This window comes from Gilliamella sp. wkB72 (assembly GCF_001693745.1).
Classification (GTDB): domain Bacteria; phylum Pseudomonadota; class Gammaproteobacteria; order Enterobacterales; family Orbaceae; genus Gilliamella; species Gilliamella apicola_E.
This window is the reverse complement of record NZ_LZEI01000006.1, coordinates 493,551-513,945: the sequence shown is the minus strand read 5'-3', so window position 1 is coordinate 513,945 and position 20,395 is coordinate 493,551. Positions and strand designations below refer to the sequence as shown.

At 33.6% G+C, this 20,395-nt stretch carries 20 protein-coding genes, 1 tRNA gene and 1 pseudogene; 9 read left to right on the top strand and 13 right to left on the bottom strand.

Going from position 1 to position 20,395, the window contains the following annotated elements:
• Positions 1–433 precede the first annotated feature (433 nt).
• Genes nikA through A9G07_RS03695 form a run of 6 tightly spaced genes read left to right on the top strand, consistent with a single transcriptional unit; the run spans position 434 to position 6,723 of the window.
• Positions 434–1,999, top strand: coding sequence for a nickel ABC transporter substrate-binding protein (gene nikA, locus A9G07_RS03720; protein WP_065734079.1), 1,566 nt, complete (start codon positions 434–436; stop codon positions 1,997–1,999).
• A 23-nt stretch (positions 2,000–2,022) separates the two neighbouring features.
• A complete protein-coding gene (gene opp1B, locus A9G07_RS03715) occupies positions 2,023–2,967 on the top strand; it encodes a nickel/cobalt ABC transporter permease (protein WP_065734078.1) in 945 nt (314 codons plus the stop codon).
• A complete protein-coding gene (gene opp1C / locus A9G07_RS03710) occupies positions 2,964–3,794 on the top strand; it encodes a nickel/cobalt ABC transporter permease (RefSeq protein WP_065734077.1) in 831 nt (276 codons plus the stop codon). The genes opp1B and opp1C overlap by 4 nt, the downstream gene beginning before the upstream one ends.
• Positions 3,791–4,633, top strand: a complete 843-nt coding sequence (locus tag A9G07_RS03705) for an ABC transporter ATP-binding protein (protein ID WP_065734076.1) — start codon at positions 3,791–3,793, stop codon at positions 4,631–4,633. The genes opp1C and A9G07_RS03705 overlap by 4 nt, the downstream gene beginning before the upstream one ends.
• Entirely contained in the window at positions 4,633–5,406 is a 774-nt protein-coding gene (locus A9G07_RS03700) for an ABC transporter ATP-binding protein (protein ID WP_065734075.1), read from the top strand. The genes A9G07_RS03705 and A9G07_RS03700 overlap by 1 nt, the downstream gene beginning before the upstream one ends.
• A 3-nt stretch (positions 5,407–5,409) precedes the next feature.
• Positions 5,410–6,723, top strand: a complete 1,314-nt coding sequence (locus A9G07_RS03695) for an MATE family efflux transporter (protein ID WP_065734074.1) — start codon at positions 5,410–5,412, stop codon at positions 6,721–6,723.
• A gap of 91 nt (positions 6,724–6,814) precedes the next feature.
• Here the strand turns inward: A9G07_RS03695 and A9G07_RS03690 are convergent, their stop codons facing one another.
• The 5 genes from A9G07_RS03690 to A9G07_RS03670 all read right to left on the bottom strand — a co-directional run bounded on the left by A9G07_RS03690 (position 6,815) and on the right by A9G07_RS03670 (position 10,130).
• Positions 6,815–7,240: a hypothetical protein gene (locus A9G07_RS03690; RefSeq protein WP_141677465.1), complete on the bottom strand. Its 426-nt coding sequence runs from the start codon at positions 7,238–7,240 to the stop codon at positions 6,815–6,817.
• A gap of 192 nt (positions 7,241–7,432) precedes the next feature.
• Positions 7,433–7,687, bottom strand: a complete 255-nt coding sequence (locus A9G07_RS03685; RefSeq protein ID WP_218059989.1) for a hypothetical protein — start codon at positions 7,685–7,687, stop codon at positions 7,433–7,435.
• A gap of 215 nt (positions 7,688–7,902) precedes the next feature.
• Positions 7,903–8,928, bottom strand: a complete 1,026-nt coding sequence (locus tag A9G07_RS03680) for an alpha/beta hydrolase (protein WP_081303335.1) — start codon at positions 8,926–8,928, stop codon at positions 7,903–7,905.
• Between the two features lie 48 nt (positions 8,929–8,976).
• Positions 8,977–9,408, bottom strand: a complete 432-nt coding sequence (locus A9G07_RS03675; protein ID WP_065734072.1) for a cupin domain-containing protein — start codon at positions 9,406–9,408, stop codon at positions 8,977–8,979.
• 119 nt (positions 9,409–9,527) lie between these two features.
• Positions 9,528–10,130: a carboxymuconolactone decarboxylase family protein gene (locus A9G07_RS03670; protein WP_065734071.1), complete on the bottom strand. Its 603-nt coding sequence runs from the start codon at positions 10,128–10,130 to the stop codon at positions 9,528–9,530.
• Between the two features lie 247 nt (positions 10,131–10,377).
• On the opposite strand from A9G07_RS03670, the gene A9G07_RS03665 reads away from it, so the two are divergent.
• A complete protein-coding gene (locus A9G07_RS03665) occupies positions 10,378–11,280 on the top strand; it encodes an AraC family transcriptional regulator (RefSeq protein WP_065734070.1) in 903 nt (300 codons plus the stop codon).
• 281 nt (positions 11,281–11,561) lie between these two features.
• Here the strand turns inward: A9G07_RS03665 and A9G07_RS03660 are convergent, their stop codons facing one another.
• Both A9G07_RS03660 and A9G07_RS03655 read right to left on the bottom strand, forming a co-directional pair.
• Positions 11,562–12,170 (bottom strand): hypothetical protein, encoded by a 609-nt coding sequence (locus tag A9G07_RS03660; protein WP_065734069.1) that lies wholly within the window; start codon positions 12,168–12,170, stop codon positions 11,562–11,564.
• Between the two features lie 348 nt (positions 12,171–12,518).
• Entirely contained in the window at positions 12,519–12,881 is a 363-nt protein-coding gene (locus tag A9G07_RS03655; RefSeq protein WP_065734068.1) for a hypothetical protein, read from the bottom strand.
• A 240-nt stretch (positions 12,882–13,121) separates the two neighbouring features.
• On the opposite strand from A9G07_RS03655, the gene A9G07_RS03650 reads away from it, so the two are divergent.
• Positions 13,122–13,421 (top strand): YnfA family protein, encoded by a 300-nt coding sequence (locus A9G07_RS03650; protein ID WP_065734067.1) that lies wholly within the window; start codon positions 13,122–13,124, stop codon positions 13,419–13,421.
• A gap of 178 nt (positions 13,422–13,599) precedes the next feature.
• Here the strand turns inward: A9G07_RS03650 and A9G07_RS03645 are convergent.
• Positions 13,600–13,676 (bottom strand) — tRNA-Ile (locus tag A9G07_RS03645).
• Between the two features lie 213 nt (positions 13,677–13,889).
• Here A9G07_RS03645 and A9G07_RS03640 point away from each other — a divergent pair.
• Positions 13,890–14,249, top strand: a complete 360-nt coding sequence (locus A9G07_RS03640) for a DUF4156 domain-containing protein (protein WP_065734066.1) — start codon at positions 13,890–13,892, stop codon at positions 14,247–14,249.
• Positions 14,250–14,306: 57 nt separating this feature from the next.
• On the opposite strand, the gene serC is transcribed toward A9G07_RS03640, so the two are convergent.
• From serC to argC, 5 genes and pseudogenes are all read right to left on the bottom strand, one after another.
• On the bottom strand, positions 14,307–15,386 hold the full coding sequence (gene serC / locus A9G07_RS03635; RefSeq protein WP_065734065.1) for a 3-phosphoserine/phosphohydroxythreonine transaminase: 1,080 nt from the start codon (positions 15,384–15,386) through the stop codon (positions 14,307–14,309).
• Between the two features lie 152 nt (positions 15,387–15,538).
• A complete protein-coding gene (argH, locus tag A9G07_RS03630) occupies positions 15,539–16,915 on the bottom strand; it encodes an argininosuccinate lyase (protein WP_065734064.1) in 1,377 nt (458 codons plus the stop codon).
• A gap of 282 nt (positions 16,916–17,197) precedes the next feature.
• Positions 17,198–18,415: pseudogene (locus A9G07_RS03625) on the bottom strand (argininosuccinate synthase); the annotation flags it as partial.
• A gap of 107 nt (positions 18,416–18,522) precedes the next feature.
• Positions 18,523–19,302 (bottom strand): acetylglutamate kinase, encoded by a 780-nt coding sequence (argB, locus tag A9G07_RS03620; RefSeq protein ID WP_065734063.1) that lies wholly within the window; start codon positions 19,300–19,302, stop codon positions 18,523–18,525.
• Between the two features lie 59 nt (positions 19,303–19,361).
• Positions 19,362–20,372 carry an N-acetyl-gamma-glutamyl-phosphate reductase gene (argC, locus tag A9G07_RS03615; RefSeq protein WP_065734062.1) on the bottom strand — a complete coding sequence of 337 codons (1,011 nt, stop codon included), beginning with the start codon at positions 20,370–20,372 and terminating at the stop codon, positions 19,362–19,364.
• Positions 20,373–20,395 lie beyond the last annotated feature (23 nt).

The window sequence follows — 20,395 nt, the reverse complement described above, 5'->3', positions numbered from 1 at the left end:
CGTGAAATAAATTATTCAAATCTATTATAAAGCAATTCAATAATAAATGTTTGAATATTTAACGAGGCATAGAACAGACACCATTTAGCGATTTATATTGGCAATGATTTTTTCTTTTTCTTCTCTATTAAAATTAGATAGATCAATCTAACCTCAATTTTGAGGCTGCCAAACAATGGTAATTAAATACTTTATTATATTTTTTGTTTATTCATAAAGACTTTTAAAAAGTTTTAAGCTATATTTTTAACTAATCAAGTTAACTTAATTTAGTTTTAAACTTAATTAGATTTAAATCAATTAATAGAATTTGATAAAATGAATGCCATGATTTTTAAAATGTTTTTTATAAAAAACATACAGGTGATATTTATTATCATTCTCATTTATGTTACTATCTCGCTCCTAATCCCAATAAATTAATGGACTAAATATGTTTTTTAATTTCACTCGTATAAAAAATCTACTTTTAGCATTAGTTTTAGCTAGCGTTAGTATTAACTGTTTTGCTAAAGATGATATTACTTTTGCTAATTTTCGTGATATTCGTGACTTAAACCCTCATCTCTATTCCGGTGAAATGTGGGCGCAAAATATGTTGTATGAATCATTGGTTCATTATAACGAAGATGGCACTTTTTCACCTTGGCTTGCAGAAAGCTGGACTATTACTAACGAAGGTAAAACTTACACGTTCAAGCTAAGAAAAGACGTGACATTTAGTGATGGCGCAAAATTTGATGCGCACAGTGCAAAACTGAATTGGGATGCCGTGTTATCAAACAAAGTTCGTCACACTTGGCTTGAAATGGTTCGCTTAATTACTGAAATCAAAGCAGTAGATGATTATACCTTACAAGTTAACCTTTCCGAACCCTATTACCCTTTTATGATTGAAATTGCCGTAACCCGACCGATGCGCTTTATTTCACCAAATTCTATGATTGATGGTGAAACTAAAAATGGCGTTAAATCTTACATTGGTACCGGCCCTTATGTATTAGGTGATCATAAGAAAGATCAATATGCAGTGTTTAACGCTAATCCAACTTATTGGGGAACTAAACCATTACTCAATAAAGTGACCATGAAAGTTATTGCTGATAACCAAAGCCGACTAATGGCACTCGAAAAAGGTGAAATCGATCTCATCTATGGTAAAAATATGGTTGATGCAGATTCATTTGAACGTTTTTCAACAATGGATAAGTTTCAGACTTTAATGTCTAAACCTGTATCTAGTCGAATTGTATTAATGAACACGACTCGTGACCAGCTAAATGATGTTAATGTCCGCCAAGCGATTGAACATATCATCAGTAAAAAAGATATTTCAGAAGGTATTTTCAATAATAGTGAAGCACCTGCTGATACTTTAATGGCAACCAATATTCCTTATGCTAACATTGGGTTAAAACCTTATTTATATGACACTAAATTAGCCGAAACGCTACTTGATAAAGCAGGTTGGGTAAAAGTTAAAGGCCAAAATTATCGTCAGAAAGATGGCAAACCTTTTGAAATCACACTTTATTATGATAGTAACACCGCTTCACAAAAAACAATTGCTCAATATATGCAAGATGAGTTTGAGCAAGTTGGATTAAAGCTTAATATTCACGGTGAAGAAGAGCAAGGTTATCGTGATCGCCAAAAAGCGGGGGATTTTGATATGGTATTTGATATCTCATGGGGTACACCATATGATCCACAATCATTTTTATCCGGTATGAAACTACCTGTTTATGGTGACTATATGGCTCAACAGGGCTTAAAAGAGAAACCGCAAATCGATGCAAGTATTAGTAAAGCATTAATTTCAACAGATGAAAAAGAGCGACAAGATCTTTTCCGTTACGTACTTGAAACATTACATAATGAAGCGGTTTACATACCATTAACTTATGAACGAAATCGGGCTATTGCTGTTAAATCTTTAAAAGGAATTGAATTTGCGCCTTCTCAATTTGATATTCCATTTGAGAAAATGCATTTTTAGTACATAAATATTTTTGATCAATAATGTTAAATTATATTGTTAAACGTTTAACGATGATGATACCGATATTATTCGGTATCTCTTTTATCGCTTTTTTGCTTATCAATCTAGCCCCTTCCGATCCTGCTGAAGTTGCCTTACGGTTAAATGAAATAATGCCAACCCCAGATGCTATTGAAAGTATGCGTCAGGAATTAGGATTAAATAAACCTTTTTTTGAACGATATTTTACTTGGCTATATGACGTTTTACATCTTGATTTTGGGCGTTCGTTTATTCATCGTGACAGATTAGTTTGGGATGAAGTTATCCGTAGCTTAATTCCTACATTAGTTTTAGCAATGTCGTCATTTCTATTTACACTTATTGTCAGTTTAGTTTTAGGTGTGTTATGTGCAATCTTTGCTAATTCAGCATTCGATCATATTGTTCGAATTATTATTTTTTTAGGTACCGCAATGCCTAGTTATTGGTTAGGTTTGCTATTTATTTGGCTGTTTGCTACTTATTTAGATCTATTGCCAACCAACGGGTATGGAACCTGGCAGAACCTTATTTTACCGACGTTAACTTTGTCGTTTGTTTACATCTCAACGTATATTCGTTTTATCCGTAATAATATGCTGGAAAATATGCATAATTATTCGATCTTTTATGCCCGTAGTCGAGGTTTGAAAGAGAGAACAATCATTCTTAAGCATGTATTAGTCAATTCACTACATACCACAATTACCGCATTAGGTATGACCATTCCACAATTAATTGCAGGGTCTTTTGTTGTCGAATATATATTTTCTTGGCCTGGTTTAGGAAGATTATGTATAGCCGCTATTATGAATCGCGACTATCCAGTAATTCAGGCTTACATATTAATTATGGCCATTTTATTTGTAGTATGTAACTTTATTGTTGATGTTATTCATCAATGGTTAGATCCACGATTACGAAGTAATGGTGGCTCTGTATGAATTTAATTAAGCAAGTAATTAGCAATAAAACCGCTTTAGTTTGTTTGATAATCATCATTACAATAATTGTTTTAGGTATATTAGCGCCTTATATTGCACCTTTTGATCCAAATAAAGTTCGGATAGTGCGAAAATATGCCGCTATATCGAGCGAGCATTGGCTTGGTTGTGACCACCTTGGACGTGATATTTTTTCTCGGTTACTTTATGGTATCCGTTCTACCCTATTCTTATCTCTGTTAACCATGATTATCACAATAATTGTTGGTAGTATCATTGGTCTTATTTCTGGTTATCAACGAGGCAAACTTGACGAATGTATTATGCGTCTTTGTGACATCATGTTGTCATTTCCGAGCCAAGTGATGATTTTAGCTATAGTTGGTGTTTTAGGTGTGGGTATTGAAAACATTATTATTGCTAATATTGTAGTCAAATGGGCTTGGTATAGTCGAATGATCCGAAGTTCAGTAATTAAATATAGCAGAAAAAACTATATCCTTTTTTCACGAGCAATTGGTGCACCACATTCTTTTATCATTTATCGTCATTTATTGCCTAATGTCATGTCCGAAGTAGTTATATTGGCTACCTTAGACACTGGCTGGGTGATATTGAATATTTCAGCGTTATCCTTTATAGGATTAGGCGTCCAAGCGCCTACTGCCGAATGGGGACTAATGTTAAGTGAAGCAAAAAACGTAATGACTCAGCACCCTATGCAGATGGTTTATCCTGGTATAGCTATTTTAATTGTTGTAGCGGCATTTAATATGTTAGGTGATTGTTTACGAGATATCTTAGATCCTAAGGAAAAAACAGCATGAGTAGCCCATTGTTAGCAGTAAAGCAACTGACCGTTACGCTTAATAATGGTAACAAGTTACTTGATGATATATCTTTTACCGTCAATCATCATAAATGTTTAGGTATTGTTGGTGAAAGTGGCAGCGGTAAAAGTTTAACCTGCAAAGCAATCATCGGCTTATTAGAATCCTATTTTAGCGTGACAGGACAAATCCTGTTCAAACAGGCTAATTCAACTTTAGATCTGCTAAAACAGAATGAAAAGACATTAAGACCAATTCGCGGTAGTGCTATTTCGATAATATTACAACAACCTATGATTGCTTTTGATCCGCTTTATTGTATTGGCAAACAAGTAGTTGAAACCCTTCAAGCTCATCTCACTATCAATAAAAATGATGCTATTGCTAAAACCTTATTGATGATTGAAAATATAGGGCTCGATAATGCCAAAGAGATTTATAAAAAATACCCGCATCAGTTAAGTGGTGGTATGTTACAACGCATAATGATTGGTATGGCATTAGTACTTGAACCAGAGCTTATTATTGCCGATGAACCAACAACCGCATTAGATTCAATTAGTCAGTTTTATATTTTAAAAATGCTTGAAGAGATAAAATCTAAAACGACTATGATTTTTATTTCTCACGATTTAGGTGTAATTCATCATATTGCCGATGATATTATCGTGATGAATAAAGGTAAAATTGTTGAATCTGGCAGCCGTGATCAGATATTTTATCATCCCAAACATGAATATACTCGTTACCTGATTGATACTCGCAAGCAATTATTGAATAAATTTAATACGGTTATTTACGCTAATAATCCAAATTTAATCTCGGAGACAATTTGATGCCACCGTTATTGCAAGTTGTAAATGTAAAAAAATCGTTTTTGAAACCTGGTATATTTAGCCATAAAAAAAACACAATTATCAAAAATGTATCATTCGATTTAAAACAAGGTGAGTGTCTTGGTATTATTGGTGAAAGTGGTAGCGGAAAAAGTACATTAGGAAAGCTGATTTTAGGCCTTGAGAAACCTGACAGTGGCAAAATCTATTTTAGCGGGCAAGATATTAACAAACGTACATGGAAAAAAGCAGCTATACGCAAAAATATCAGTGCGGTATTTCAAGATTATAACTCTTCGGTTAATCCATACTTTAATGTCGGCCAAATTATTGCTGAGCCACTTGATATTTACGAAAAGCTATCAAAAGAGGAACGTCAGCATCGTATCAATGCGTTATTAGAACAAGTTGGATTAGACCATTCTTTTTATGAACGGTTTCCTCACGAAATGAGTGGAGGTCAATTACAGCGTGTATGCATTGCCAGAGCAATAGCTTGCTCGCCTCAATTTATTTTATTTGATGAAGCGGTAAGCTCGTTGGATATTTCTGTTCAAAGCCAAATCTTAACATTACTTGCCGATCTACAAAAACAGCTAAATTTGACCAGTATCTTTATCACGCATGATTTAACTACAATTACTTATCTTTGTGATAAAGTTGCATTTTTTTATCAAGGTGAAATCGTGGAATACGTTGATAAAATACAACAACTCAGTCAAGTTAAAAATCCTTATTCTAAACTGTTACTTGAATCAATTTTAGGTTTTTAAACAATGTCATCAACATCAAATTTGCAATATCAGTTTAAAGATTATATTAAATTAGTTATTCCATTTATTTTATCAACCATTACTACCCCTCTTCTTGGCGTGGTCGATACGGCTTTAGTCGGTCATTTACCCAATCCAGCTTTTATTGCTGGAATTGCGATAGGAACAGTAATATTTAATACTATTTATTGGTTATTTGGATTTTTAAGAGTAAGTACCACCGGTTTTGCCGCGCAAGCGTTGGATAATTGTTTGTTATTAAGATCGTCTCTTATACGGCCGCTTTTTATCGCAATCTTTTTAGGTTTGGCATTTATAATTTTTCAAAAATTGATTTTTGTTGCTTCAATGCACATCATCAAACCGAATCAAGATGTTCAACATTATGCTGATATCTATTTTTCTATATTAATTTGGGGGGCACCTTTTGTTCTGATTAATTATGTCCTAGTTGGCTGGTTAATGGGGATATCCAAAATAAAAGCCGTTCTGTTTTTACAAGTGTTTATTAATTTACTCAACATTTTGATGGCAGTAATTTTTGTTTGGTGGTGTCATTGGGACATTAAAGGCGTAGCATTTGCAACATTAATTGCACAAATATGTTGCACTTTAGTCGGTATTTGGTTTACCTGCCGTTATTTGCCTAAAAGTGAACAAAAAGTGGATTTAAGATCTATTTTGTCATGGCAATCATTAAAAGGTGTAATTCTAGTAAACACTAATTTAATGATTCGGACTATCTGCTTATTAATTGTAACTAACCACTTTATTTCTATTGGTTCAACGTTCAATACTGAAGTTTTAGCCGCCAATGCCATTTTATTTCAAGTTCACTATATGATGGCTTATCTATTTGACGGTTTTGCTAATGCTTCCAGCGTTTTCAGTGGACGAGCTAAAGGAAATAAAAATATCCACCTTTATAATCAAACTTTACGGTGGTCACTACAAGCCTGCATTATTTGCCCAATTATCTTAATTGCTATTTGGCTAACCTTCGATACAACCATCATAAAGTTATTAACCAATCAAACTAATATCATAACGCTATCGCTTCAATATCAATATTGGTTAATCATTTTTCCAATTGTTGCATCGGGTGGATTAATCTATTATGGTGTTTTTTCTGGAATCAGTTATACAACATCAATACGCGACTCAATGCTATTGGCGTTATTGGTTTGGTTTGTAGCACAATACATTGCTGTACCAATCTGGGGAAATCAGGGGTTATGGTTAGCTTATAATCTATTTAGTTTTGGTAGGTCGATATTTTTAATTATCTGGATTAAAAAATCACGAGCCTATATTTAATTAAAAATGATAGCCAAATAGAAAACGTACTGCTATTAAGCTATGTTTTCAGCCCCTTCAATAAGGGAGGAAATTTGCATTCATGATTCAATCATAGACAAATTTCTTTTATTGATAATGTGACAGGAATTTTTCGTTTATCACTAAATTCAAACTGAAAAATAAAGCCGATATCATATGTATTTAATACATTAAATACGTCTGGTTTATCACAAAACTGACCTTTTATTCCTAATCTAACATTTTCTATAAATTCATTTAGTGCGGTATTTTTGCTATCAGTAGGCATTTTATATTCAAAAACAACATTATTGTGATTAGCTGAAATATTAGTTATTTCATAATCTGATTTGACTTTTAAAGGAAACTTTCCTTCATCGCCTAATAAAGATTTCTTTGCACTATCAGCTAATGCTTTGGAAATCTCAGCAGCATTATCTGTTTCAGACGCATGTACATTTGAAAATATTGCAAAACACAAAAATAAAATTGCCAATTTAATCACTTGCTTCATCATCAATACCTTAATCTAACAAATCTATAATTCCATTATTATAGTTTTAGAAATGATAACACATTTAAATTCTAACATAGTTTTATATAACTTTTTATTAAGTTGAAAGTTAATAATGTGTATATTTTCAACTATTTTAATCTTACCTTAAAACCAAAAAAGGTAACACATTGTGTTACCTTTTAAAGTCAAAAATTATTTTTTATTTGGATGAGGATCTTTAACTGAATCTCCTTGCCCACTAACTATATACCAACCATTTTTACTATGTGGTTTTTTATTATGATCCGGACAAGGGGGTAACGATTTCTTACTTTGGTTGGAATAAATATATCCACAGTCAGCACATTTATAAGTGCCAGCTGAAACATCACTACCGTATGCAGCAAATTTTTGTACCATTATAAGCTCCTCCAGTATATTTAAGATAAGCGAATGCTTATCAGCCATAGTTATAAGCTCTGATTAAAAAAAAAGCAAGTATGTTTTTTAATCATAGTCGATACAATCGTTCTTAATTAAGTAATTTAATGGTTGTTTGATTTTAATTGGGATACATATGAAAACTTAATATATTTGTTGATAAAAAAGTTTGCTCCTACTCAATAGTCAATGATTTTTCCCTTCCAAAAGTTTTTAGTGTTTGACTATAGAGATAAAAATCCTCATATCAAACTATCTTTAAAAAACGTTTCTAATTTATCAAAGGGAATTTTATTGGTGGTATTATCATATAAATCAGTATGCACTGCATTAGGAATAATCACTAATTCTTTATTTTTGCTACCAACCATTTTAAACGCATCTTCTGAAAAGTAACGAGAATGCGCTTTTTCACCGGCGATAATTAATGTTGGGCACTCAATTTCATGAGCATGATTCAATAACGACTGATTAATAAATGAAAGTGGCATACTTAACACCCATGAACCATTCGGATTTGAATTGACAGAACGAATATGAAAACCACGTTTAGTGGTATAAAAACGAGAATAATCTGCAATAAATTGTGGTGTTTCATCCGTGATTTGATCAACGGTAATATTGTTTCTTGGATTCAATGTGGCGTAACTATGTTGTGAATCGTCACAGCGGCTATTATTCAATGACTGTTTCATTGCTAATCGTTGCCCTTCTGTCATGCTATCATTATAACCTTTAGAAATAACTCGACTCATATCGTACATGACAACGGTTGCTACCGCTTTAATTCGCGTATCAATCGATGAGGCATTTAAAGCCATACCACCCCAACCACAAATGCCCAAAATGCCAATGTGCTCCCGCTCAACGCAATCTAAAGATCCAATATAATCGATAGCGGCACTAAAATCTTCGGTATAGATTTCAACTGAAGCCTGATTTCGTGGTAATCCACTGCTTTCACCAGTGAAAGAAGGATCAAATGCCAAAGCAAAAAATCCTCGCTCTGCTAGAGTTTGCGCATAAAAACCCGATACCTGCTCTTTTACGGCGCCAAATGGTCCTGCGACAACAATAGCAGATAATTTATCTGGGCTGTTTTTTGGGCGATATAGATCAGCGGCAAGCGTAATGCCATAACGATTCTTAAAAGTAACTTTAAAATGCTCAACTTTATCACTTTGTAGAAAAATCTTATCCCAACGTTGTTCTAACTGAATTGTCTGAGGTGGAACTGTAATAACCGTTTGTGAACAGATATTAGTCATTTCAATATCTCCTAGCTACATTGAAATTAATGTTTTAAATCTAATTAATTAGCATATTTTTTGGAAATCTTCTTCAGATACCGCTTCACACCATTCATTATAGGTATCCTCACCCGGCACTTCGATAGCGATATGGCTAAACCATGAGTCAACTTTAGCGCCATGCCAATGTTTTACATTCGCAGGAATGGTGATAACCATACCCGGTTCTAAACTTACTGGCTTATTTCCATATTCTTGATACCACCCGCTACCAGCGGTACATAATAAAATTTGCCCCCCACCTTGTGATGCATGATGAATATGCCAATTATTTCGACAGCCAGGTTCAAATGTGACATTGGCAACTAATAAAGGAGACTTTGCTGTTAATAAATTTAGATAGGATTGACCAATAAAATATTTAGCATAATTTACATTCGGCTCACCCTGTCCAAATAAATTATGTTTTTCAAATTCAGATTGACTGATTATTTTCATAATAACTATCCTCGTCAGGAAATGATTTAAAGCTATCTGTGTAATAAAACTTATTTTGTGAAACATGGATATATTTACTATATCCATTTGGTTGTAATTTTTTATTGGCCTTTTACTGCTCAGTTGAATCGTTCAAATTCGATTTCACCAATTTTTGATTTTAAAATATTCGCAATGCCATTTAATTGAGTGGGAGATACCCCGACATTTTTCGCAATTTGAACATGAGATTTAATCTGACTATCGGCACCTTCTAAAGTTGATAGCGCTGATAATGTCGCTATCTCTCTATCTTCATAACTTAAAATATCTCGACCAAAAATATCACCAAAAAGATGGGCTTTTAAAAATTGATCGATAACTGGTGAAAAATCCATAATGCCACCCGAAACCGGTTTGCCAACAACTTTTGTTTGAATTTTTGTACCCAATTTTAAAGAACTTATATTAGTTGGTAATGGCGCTGAAGTAGAACCAACTGTGTCAGTAATGCCTTCTTTTTGACGTTCTTCAAGTAGCGCTTTAAAGGCACTCAAACCATTTAAACTTCTTGGAAAACCTACATAGGCATAAAGTTGAACTAAAATTTCTTTAATTTCATTGATGGTTAATCCGTGATTTAAACCATCAATTAAAGCTTGCTTTAAGCCAATCATATCGCCTTTAGACATAAAAGCGGAAATAGTAACAATCGATCCTTTTTTTGGTGTTAAAATATTCATAGCCTTTACCCTTAAACAATTAGTTAATACTGCAAACTTTTGCTAACTACCCTAGATTTTGACTATTAAGTGCGACTAAAAATGATAGATAATTTATTAGATGCTGATGCGAATGTATTTCACTTCGTTTTTTATTATTATAAGATCTGCTAATAATATCCAATAGAGCCGATCCTGCCAAAAAGTTGCCTAATCCTATCAGAAATCATATGCTAATAGAGAAATTTAAATAAATAGAGAAATCTCTATGTTAAAAAAAGAAATTAAAAAAATAATGCTAAAAAGAATGCCAACTGTGGGGGATTATCCAACACAAATTAAAAACTTTGGCATTTATAGGCGTGAAGTTGGCAAAAATAAAGATATTTGTTTAGAAAATTGTTTTTATCATCCTATGATTACAATGATAATACAAGGAGAAAAAAGCTCTCTGCTTGGCACCAAACTTTATCATTATAAAGAAGGTGATTATCTTATCACCTCGATTGATATTCCAACGATAAATACAATTAAAAATGCAACGACGAAAGCCCCATTCCTTTCATTGTCACTTTTGATTGATAATAATTTAATTAAAGAGTTATTAATAGAATACCCGGAATTAAATAAACCTTCGCAACAAAGTTTTAATGGTATTATTGTCTCAAAGGCTGAAGATGATCTAATCAATGCTTTTTATCGATTGCTCAAGTTGTTGGATAAACCTGAGCAAATTTCAGTTTTAGCGCCACTAATCATAAAAGAAATTCATTATCTACTTTTAATCGGCCCATTTGGTGAAGCGCTGATATCAATTTGTATGCCAGAAACAAGAAGTTATCATATTGCTAATACAATAGATTGGCTAAAAAATCATTTTAGAGAGCCAATAAAAATGGAACAACTGGCCAATCAAGCGAATATGTCACTCTCTAGCTTTTATCGTCATTTTAAAAAAGTAACAAGTTTAAGCCCATTGCAGTTTCAAAAACAACTTAGATTACATGAAGCTCGGCGTTTAATGGTCAGCGAGAATATGACAGCAATTCAAGCCAGCTTAAAAGTCGGTTATGAAAGTGCTACACAATTTAATCGAGAATATAAAAACTTATTCAACCAAACACCACTACAAGATGTGCTAAAAATACGCAAAGGTTCTAAAGGAAAATAAATTAAAGTTGAGGAGTGGTGTTTTTGACCTGAGATTAGTTGAAAATACGGCGGAAATATTAGCTGTTATCGATTTTGTTTATTTGCTTTTAGTAATTACAGTGGCAATTATTGTTAATTAGTTTCCTAGTATTCCCCCTATTTTAAATAAGCAAATAGAGGCTATAAACTGCCAAGAGGCTTGAAAAAAGCAAGAAATCGGCTGGGTTATTCTGATTGCTGGTATTCAGCTAACAATTCTCCTCAACCATCAGCCAACCATTTTAATAGCCACCTTTTTAATTAAAATCCCAGTCTTTCAGCATACTTTGAATCCAATTCAAGGACTTTAGTAAAAAATTGGTGTAGGCTGTATTCTCTTCCGGCGTATTGAATATAAGATTTGAAGTTTTCAATTTTAAATGTACGTTCATCTTTGCTTTCAAAACAGTAACCAGTGAAAAAAAGCTCGTTAGATGAATTTATTTGGACTCTATCTAATAATAATTCTTTGTTGACGTTGGAATGTTTAAATGAAATCGTAAACAAGTCTGAATTCCATATTGTGGTTAAGTGATTTCTAAAATTATCAGAATCTAATTCTTGCTGTTCGTAATCAACAGAATCTTCAGAATTGGTTGAATAATTGAATGAAGTGTCTTGAGACGATGCTTTTTCTAAATTTAAATTTTTGTGCACCTTATAATTTAAAAATTTCTTGCCTATTCCACATATTCCTCGAACTAACAAAATCAAACAACAAACAATAAATGAAATAACGGAAATACCGGCTAAAGCAACCATCGTTGGATTTGGAGGCGAATCATCATTAGGAAAAGTAATGATATAGATGGCAAAAATTATTAAACTAAAAATTAAAACCTTCTTCACGGTGATCTTATATGCTCGCATTAGTTATTTCCTATCAAATCAATCTAGCTTTAAATTCATAAAACGCTTGATCGATTATTTTATTCTTTCTTCCAAGTTGAACCCTCTTCCAACTTTCTCAACATTCCATCAGAAAATAGATTCATTAAGGTCTAAACGGTACTTAGTTCTAATTTCATGCTGAAACCATAAACCTTGATAATCCAATCAATCGCCCCGCTTTTTTAAAAATTGATTTTCATAAATGAATTTCTGATACACTTTTATATATAACAATAAATGAAATTTAATATTCTATCTTAAAGTCAATTGGTTACAAATATAACCATCAATGTAATGTTTTTTATTGTGAGTACTATTATGAAACATCTACCAAGTTAATTCCTCTTTATCAGCTTTATTGTTTTCTTCATACATCATTAGTATGGAGCTATAACTACACATATCTATACCACTATTACAATAATCTTTAATTACTTGATCCATTATTTTTCTATTTGTGGCCTTAGTTGCTTTTTTAAATGCATCTAAATTCTCTTGCTCCATCATTCTCAAATTGGAAGGTTGGCACATGTCAATTTGTTCACAATAATCTTTTTTTACGTTATCCTTAATATATTCGATAACTTCTTGCTTTTGTGCCTCTGAACCATCAAAGTCCATTGGATGAATAAATTTAGCTTGCGCAGCTGTCGAAAATAATATCGAAAGTAATATTGTCCTTTTCAACATAAAAATCTCCTTTTTTGACTAATAATTTTAATTAAAAATTTTCTTTGCTACCATAAATCAATCTTACATTTAATTTACTAATTCGATATTAACATAGGTTAATAAATAACGCCCATGTTAAACTTTAAAAATCTATAAAAAACAAAACAGAAATAATGTTCAAACCAATCTAGTATTGTTTATACTAATCTGAAACTTATTAATGATAGCTTAATTTAATTATGATAAAAATTATCATTTATATTTACCGCTTTAGCTGAAATTTTAGGCTGTTATTTTGTTTATATTTGGGCTAAAAAAGTGGTTTCTGCCTGGTTTCTTATACCGGCGGCATTATGCCTTATGTTATTTGCTTGGTTACTTACTTTACACCCTGAAACTAGTGGTCGAATTTATGCAACATATGGTGGTATTTATGTAGTAGCATCCATTATTTGGCTTAAGTTGGTCGATCATGTCAAACTATCAACTTTTGATTTAATCGGCTCCATGATTATCCTACTCGGAACGCTAGTTATTATTTGGGGTTGGAGAACATAAAATTAATTGTTTAAAAAATTGATATATCCTATTCTTTTAATAAAAAATAAGTAAAGTCTATTAATTAATTTTTAGTAAACATATAAAGTTGAAAGAATTAAATTACATTGAATTTATATAATTAGATTATTTTAAGAAGATGATTATAGACAATTTGTTAACTATATAGTTTTTGAATTGGTGGCCCCTACTGGACTTGAACCAGTGACCAATCGATTATGAGTCGACTGCTCTGACCAACTGAGCTAAGGGGCCATTTGGATGTGCTACTGACTTAGTAGGGTTGCGATTATAATAGAGTTAAAATTAATTTGCTACATTTAATTAACTAAATAGGTTGATTTGGTTAATTATTAAACTGAAACCTATTATCATTTCATCATTTGTAATAAGCGATATTTTTTAGTTAATTAACCTGCTACAATGTTCTAAATTATTATTACTCGTTATATTGGTTGGGGAAATATTATGTCTATCAAGAAAATTCTTTTTATTAGTGCAGCGTTATCTTCTGCATTGTTTTTAAATGGTTGTAGTAGCTCAGATTATCAAGCGACTTCAGCTGGGCGACAAGTTCAGTTTATTGATACTAAACCAGCAGCAAATTGCCAATTTATCGGTAAAGCTGAAGGTCGCCGTAGTACTTTCTTTTCTGGTCTAAAAACTCATAGTGAGTTGATTCGTGATGCAGCTAATGATTTGATGAATAAAGCTGCTGCAATGGGTGGTAATGTGATTTATAACGCACAAGATGCATCGTTACAATATGTTTCAGATATTGCTCCGACAGATGCTGTGATGACTGGTGAAGTCTTTAGTTGTAAATAAGATTGTGTAAAATAGAAAAGGGATACTACTGTATCCCTTTTTTATTTGGCGATATAACTAACCATTTTGTTTTTCAAATTGTTTCATGAAATCTATTAGGTAGTTGACTCCATCAATATCCATTGCATTATAAATCGAAGCCCTCATTCCACCTGCAATTCGGTGACCTTTAATTCCAATGATATTTGCTTGTGTTGCTTCACTAACAAACTTTTTATCGAGATCTTCATTTGGTGATAAGAAGGTGACATTCATGATTGATCGATTAGCAATAGCCACAGTATTTCGATAAAAATCGGATTGATCGATAAATTGGTAAAGTAATTTTGCTTTAGCTTGATTTCGTTGCTGCATTGCATTCAATCCACCCAAGCTTTTAATCCATTTAAAGACTAAACCTGACATGTACCACGCAAATGTAGGTGGTGTGTTAAACATTGAGTCATGATCCATTAAGATTTTATAATCTAACACGGAAGGTAATGCTTTTTGAGCATGTCCAATTAGATCTTCACGAACGATGACAATTGTGATTCCTGAAGGACCAATATTTTTCTGCGCACCTGCGTAAATAATGCCATAGCGACTTACATCAATCGGTTGCGATAAAATGCAAGATGATAAATCAGCAACTACGGTTTTATCCCCAAAATTAGGTTGTTCGAATATCTCGACCCCGTCAATGGTTTCATTAGGGCAATAATGGATATAATCACTGTTATCACTTAGTTGCCATTCGGACATGGGTTTAATTGAGGTTATACCTTGATTTTTAATTGTCACATTTTGTTCAATCACATTACAGTATTTGGTTGCCTCTTTGCCTGCACATTGGCTCCAATAGCCACTGTTAATGTAATCAGCATTTTTTGCCGAAATATTCATTGGCACAGCAGCAAATTGTGCCCTAGCCCCACCTTGGCAAAATAGAATTTTATAATTTTCAGGGACATTTAAAATATCACGAAGATCGTTAGTTGCTTCAATCGCACATGCATCAAAATCTTTACCGCGATGGCTTAACTCCATTACTGATGCGCCGGTGTTGTGCCAATTTAATAATTCAGCCTGTACTTGTTTTAAAACATCTGCAGGAAGTTTTGCTGGGCCTGCACTAAAGTTATAACTTTTATTCATTGCAATTCACTTTCATCCATCTAAAAATTGAAAATCTATTTTTACACTCTATTGAGCGATATACAAACAGATTTTTATCAAAAAAAAGTTGAGGAACGGGGTTTTCGAAGCATAAAAATACCGACAAAAGTCGGTATTTAAAATAAAAAGTACTATAAACAGAGCTGTTTTTTAGCATTGTCGATTGCCAATTTAACTTGTTTAGGCGATACGCCTCCTTTAGCAGATCGTTTAGCTAGGCAAGATTCGAGTGATAAAATTGAATAAACGTCATCTTCAATAACATCACTATAGACTTTTAATTCATCCAACGTTAACTCTTCTAATGCTTTTTGCTTAGCTATCGCGCCAACAACTGCTTCACCTACAATGTGATGAGCTTGTCTAAATGGAATACCTTTAGCAACGAGATAATCAGCAAGTTCTGTTGCATTTGAGTAGCCTTGTTTAGCTGCATTTTGGCAATTTTGGTAATTGATTTTAATATCTTCAAGAACTAACGCTGCCATGTCTAAACATTCTTGCCAAGTATCAAGTGCGTCAAATAGATGTTCTTTATCTTCCTGTAGATCTTTATTGTAAGCAAGGGGTAAACCTTTAAAAGTCATCATGGCGCCAGTTAGTGCACCAACAACTCGCCCTATTTTTCCTCGAATAAGTTCTAATGCATCAGGATTTTTTTTCTGTGGCATTAATGATGATCCTGATGTGACACGATCAGACAGTTCAACGAAATCTGCTTCACCGCTATTGAAGATAATTAAGTCTTCTGCAAACCGAGATAAATGCACCATTCCTATAGATGCATTATTGAGTAATTCAAGTACATGATCTCTATCAGATACCGAATCTAAACTATTATTGGTTGCTGTTGCAAAACCTAACCAATCGGCTAGCTGATCGCGATCCATTGGATAAGCAGTTCCAGCTAAAGCGCCACAACCTAGAGGGCTTACATCCAAGCGTTTAAGTGTATCTTGTAAACGGCTTTCATCACGTGTTAGCATTTCATAATACGCTAAACACCAATGAGCAAAAGTGACTGGTTGTGCGCGTTGTAGATGAGTATAGCCAGGCATAACGGCATCTTGATGCTGTTCAGCGGTAAGCACTAAGCGTTTTCTGAGTTCATTGATAGCTGTGATAAGATGAGCGATTTCATCTTTACACCATAATTTTAGATCGGTTGTTGATTGATCGTTACGGCTACGACCAGTATGTAATTTTTTACCTAAATCACCGATTTTTTCGATAAGTTTTTGCTCTACCCAACTGTGAATATCTTCCGCATCACTTTGTAGAATCTGTTCTGGGTTTTGCCGTACTGATTCTAATAATTCATTTAAAGCTTTTTCTAATTTTTTTTGTTCATCATAAGATAAAACGTCAACAGTGACCAAAGCTTTAGACCATGCAATTGATCCAATGATATCTTGCTCCGCAAGCCGATAGTCAAAGCGTAGAGAATCATTAAAATGTTTAAATCGTTGATCTGCTGCTTGGCTAAAACGCCCACCCCATAATGCCATAATTACCTCAATTTTTAATCCTAAGCGATTTTAGTTTGATCGCTTTTTTAATAATGATAAATCAATAATACTATAAAAAATATATACAGACCAAAGTCTGTATATATTGTGTTTTATATCTAAGTAAAAAGTGATTAAAACTTACTTTTTAGCTTTGGCTTTCGCTTTCACTTTAGATTTTGGAGCAACTGTCGCTTTAGCATCAGCTTTAGCTACTTTTTTGACTGTTTTTTCAGTTTTTTTAGCTGTATCTTTTTTAACTGTAGCTTTTTTAGCTGGTCGTTTTTTCTTACCTTCATTTAGAGCTCGAATGCGTGAAGATAATGAGAATAAGCGAATAAATCCACCTGCATGACTGTGGTCATAGACTTCATCCTCACCAAAAGTCGCAAATTCTTCACTATATAAGCTATTTGGTGATTTTTTCTGAACTGCTGTTGCACTACCTTTGTAGAGTTTAACTACAACTTCACCTGTCATATCTTCTGCTAATACATCAGCAGCGGCTTGAATTGAGCGACGATATGGTGCAAACCAACGACCATCATAAACAACGTATGCCATTTCTAAACCAAGTTGTTCACGCCATTTGAAGCTATCACGATCTAAAATTAATTGTTCTAAACCACGTAATGCAGTCATCATGATTGTACCACCTGGGGTTTCATAACAACCGCGAGATTTGATACCCACCAAACGATTTTCAATGATATCAACTCGACCAACACCATGTTTAGCACCAATTTTATTGAGTGTTGCTACGCAGTTATATGGAGAGAGTTTCTTTCCATTAACAGAAACGACTTCACCTTTTTCTATACCAATGGTAACAAGTTCTGGTTTATTGGGTGCATCTTCTGGTGAGACAGTCCATGCCCAACAATCCGCGTTGGCTTGATTCCAAGTGCTTTCAAGTACACCACCCTCGGTAGAGATGTGCCAAGCATTTTCATCACGACTATAGATTTTTTCAACGGTTGCAGTTGTTGGAATTTTTCGTACTTTTAAGTAATCAATTAAAGCTTCACGCGAACGTAAATCCCATTCACGCCAAGGTGCAATAACTTTAAGTTGTGGTGCTAGAGCTGTATAAGTTGTTTCGAAGCGAACTTGGTCATTACCTTTACCTGTTGCTCCATGACAAAGGGTATCGGCACCAACTTCTAATGCATATTCAACTTGGGCTTTAGCAATAATTGGGCGAGCCATTGAAGTTCCAAGATAATAAGTTCCTTCATATAAAGCGCCAGTTTTTAAAACAGGGTAAACATAATCTTTAACAAATTCTTCTCGTAAATCGACAACTTTACAAGCTACTGCACCAGATGCTTTCGCTTTTTTCTCAACATCTTTTAGTTCTTTAGGATCTTGACCAACGTTAGCGACAAGAGCGTAAACTTCACAACCGCCATAATTTTCTTTTAGCCATGGAATAATAGCTGATGTATCTAATCCACCTGAATAGGCTAAAACCACCTTTTTTGTTGCACTTTTTTTCATGTTATACCCTTTCTTAAATTTACTGACGAAAAAATAAATGATTTAAAGATTAAATTAAGTATATTTAATAAAAAATATACTCAAATAATATACTAACTGATTTATATTTAAGCAATAATTCTTGTACCTGTTATTCCTGATTTTCCATTAAATAATTCAATAAGTTTGTCGGATTCTTTCCAACTAGCTATATCAATTGGTCGCCCAAGCGTTTTTGCTGCTTCGAATGCCGAATTGACTTTGACAATCATGCCATCAGTAATAATGCCTTGTGCGATCAAGTGATCAGCTTCTGCTTGCGTTAATGATTCAATTCGTTGTTTGTTAGCATCTAAAACACCGGCAACATCAGATAATAAAATTAAATCTGCATCTATTGTTTTTGCGAGTGCAACGGCAGCGTGATCGGCATTCACATTCATCATCTTGCCTTGATCAGTAATGCCAATTGAACTAACAATCGGTAAATAACCATTATTAAGTAGTAAATTGATTAAGGTTGGATCACCTATTTCAGCTTCGCCTACATACCCTAACTCTTCAGAAATTTGTTTAACCTTGACACTATCACCATCGGCTAAGCAGAGTCCGATACTTGATATTTGTAATTTTTTGGCTTCTGACAATATTGTCGTATTGGCACTACCTGCAAGACTGCCTACAATCACATCAATCTGGTCTGCGGGTGTAACGCGTAAACCATTGCGTCGTACTACCGGTAATGAAAGACGATCCATTAAGGCGTCAACAACACTACCACCACCATGAACAATAATTAAAGGCCTATTAAAATTCTTTTTATATTCGCTAATAATAATGAATAATTTACTTAACGCATCTTTGTTATCGAGTAATACACCGCCAAACTTAATAATTAATGGTTTCATTTTTATTCCCTATTCATTTAAACAAAGTCACTTGATTAATATTATTAACAAATAAGTATTTATAATAAGGCTGTAGTTTCATCAAAGCCAAATCGAATATTCATACACTGTACCGCTTGCGCTGCTGCACCTTTTAATAAATTATCTTCGACTGAAATTAAAATTAAATGTTGCCCTTTTAGTACAAAACCAATATCGCAATATGGCAGATCTATTACTGATTTTAATGCTGGCCAATGTTTTTGGTAAACCCTAATTAACGGTTTATTTTGATAATATTTATTTAATGCGTTACGAATATCATCAGATGTTACGCCTTTCTTTACCATACAGGTAATAGTGGCATGAATGCCTTGTTTGAAACATCCTAGGTGAGGCGTAAAGATAACTTCTTGGCCTAAGTGTGTTGCAATTTCAGGTTGATGACGATGTGTAAATAAGCCATAAGCATGTAAACTCACTTCACAAAATAAATTGTTAGTCGAAGGTTTTCGTCCAGCGCCACTTACACCGCTTACAGCATTGATAATAGGCCATTGACTTTTGTCTAACAAATCTTCTTCAATCAACGGTTTTAATGGCAGTTGGGATGCTGTTGGATAACAGCCAGGAACTGCAATCAACTGAGCTTGTTTTATAGCCTCATAATTCCATTCAGCTAATCCATAAACGGCCTTCTCAAGCCACTGTTTATGTTGATGCTCAAAACCATAAAATTGAGTATAAAAAGAGGATGAATTGACACGAAATGCGCCAGATAAGTCGAATACTGTGCATCCTTTGTCTAAAAAATAAGGTGCGATATCGTGACTAACAGAATGTTCTGTTGCTAAAAAAACAATATCAATATCATGAATAAGAGATGAATAGTCGGCGGTTGCAATTAAGGGGAGATCAACTACACCTTTCAATTGAGGATATAAATCATAGTCCGAGATTAACTTTCCACCATCACGACTATTTTCAGATACGGTTAACGCGACTAACTCAATATTTGGATGCTTTGTTAAATAATATGCTAGTTTTGCGCCTGCATAACCACTTGCTCCGACAACTATTGCTTTTAACATACCTTTCCTTATCTATCACTAAG

Coding starts and splice junctions, on each gene's coding strand:
- nikA (WP_065734079.1), top strand. CDS start 434: ATGTTTTTTAATTTCACTCGTATAAAAAATCTACTTTTAGCATTAGTT.
- opp1B (WP_065734078.1), top strand. CDS start 2,023: ATGTTAAATTATATTGTTAAACGTTTAACGATGATGATACCGATATTA.
- opp1C (WP_065734077.1), top strand. CDS start 2,964: ATGAATTTAATTAAGCAAGTAATTAGCAATAAAACCGCTTTAGTTTGT.
- A9G07_RS03705 (WP_065734076.1), top strand. CDS start 3,791: ATGAGTAGCCCATTGTTAGCAGTAAAGCAACTGACCGTTACGCTTAAT.
- A9G07_RS03700 (WP_065734075.1), top strand. CDS start 4,633: ATGCCACCGTTATTGCAAGTTGTAAATGTAAAAAAATCGTTTTTGAAA.
- A9G07_RS03695 (WP_065734074.1), top strand. CDS start 5,410: ATGTCATCAACATCAAATTTGCAATATCAGTTTAAAGATTATATTAAA.
- A9G07_RS03690 (WP_141677465.1), bottom strand. CDS start 7,240: ATGATGAAGCAAGTGATTAAATTGGCAATTTTATTTTTGTGTTTTGCA.
- A9G07_RS03685 (WP_218059989.1), bottom strand. CDS start 7,687: ATGGCTGATAAGCATTCGCTTATCTTAAATATACTGGAGGAGCTTATA.
- A9G07_RS03680 (WP_081303335.1), bottom strand. CDS start 8,928: ATGACTAATATCTGTTCACAAACGGTTATTACAGTTCCACCTCAGACA.
- A9G07_RS03675 (WP_065734072.1), bottom strand. CDS start 9,408: ATGAAAATAATCAGTCAATCTGAATTTGAAAAACATAATTTATTTGGA.
- A9G07_RS03670 (WP_065734071.1), bottom strand. CDS start 10,130: ATGAATATTTTAACACCAAAAAAAGGATCGATTGTTACTATTTCCGCT.
- A9G07_RS03665 (WP_065734070.1), top strand. CDS start 10,378: ATGTTAAAAAAAGAAATTAAAAAAATAATGCTAAAAAGAATGCCAACT.
- A9G07_RS03660 (WP_065734069.1), bottom strand. CDS start 12,170: ATGCGAGCATATAAGATCACCGTGAAGAAGGTTTTAATTTTTAGTTTA.
- A9G07_RS03655 (WP_065734068.1), bottom strand. CDS start 12,881: ATGTTGAAAAGGACAATATTACTTTCGATATTATTTTCGACAGCTGCG.
- A9G07_RS03640 (WP_065734066.1), top strand. CDS start 13,890: ATGTCTATCAAGAAAATTCTTTTTATTAGTGCAGCGTTATCTTCTGCA.
- serC (WP_065734065.1), bottom strand. CDS start 15,386: ATGAATAAAAGTTATAACTTTAGTGCAGGCCCAGCAAAACTTCCTGCA.
- argH (WP_065734064.1), bottom strand. CDS start 16,915: ATGGCATTATGGGGTGGGCGTTTTAGCCAAGCAGCAGATCAACGATTT.
- argB (WP_065734063.1), bottom strand. CDS start 19,302: ATGAAACCATTAATTATTAAGTTTGGCGGTGTATTACTCGATAACAAA.
- argC (WP_065734062.1), bottom strand. CDS start 20,372: ATGTTAAAAGCAATAGTTGTCGGAGCAAGTGGTTATGCAGGCGCAAAA.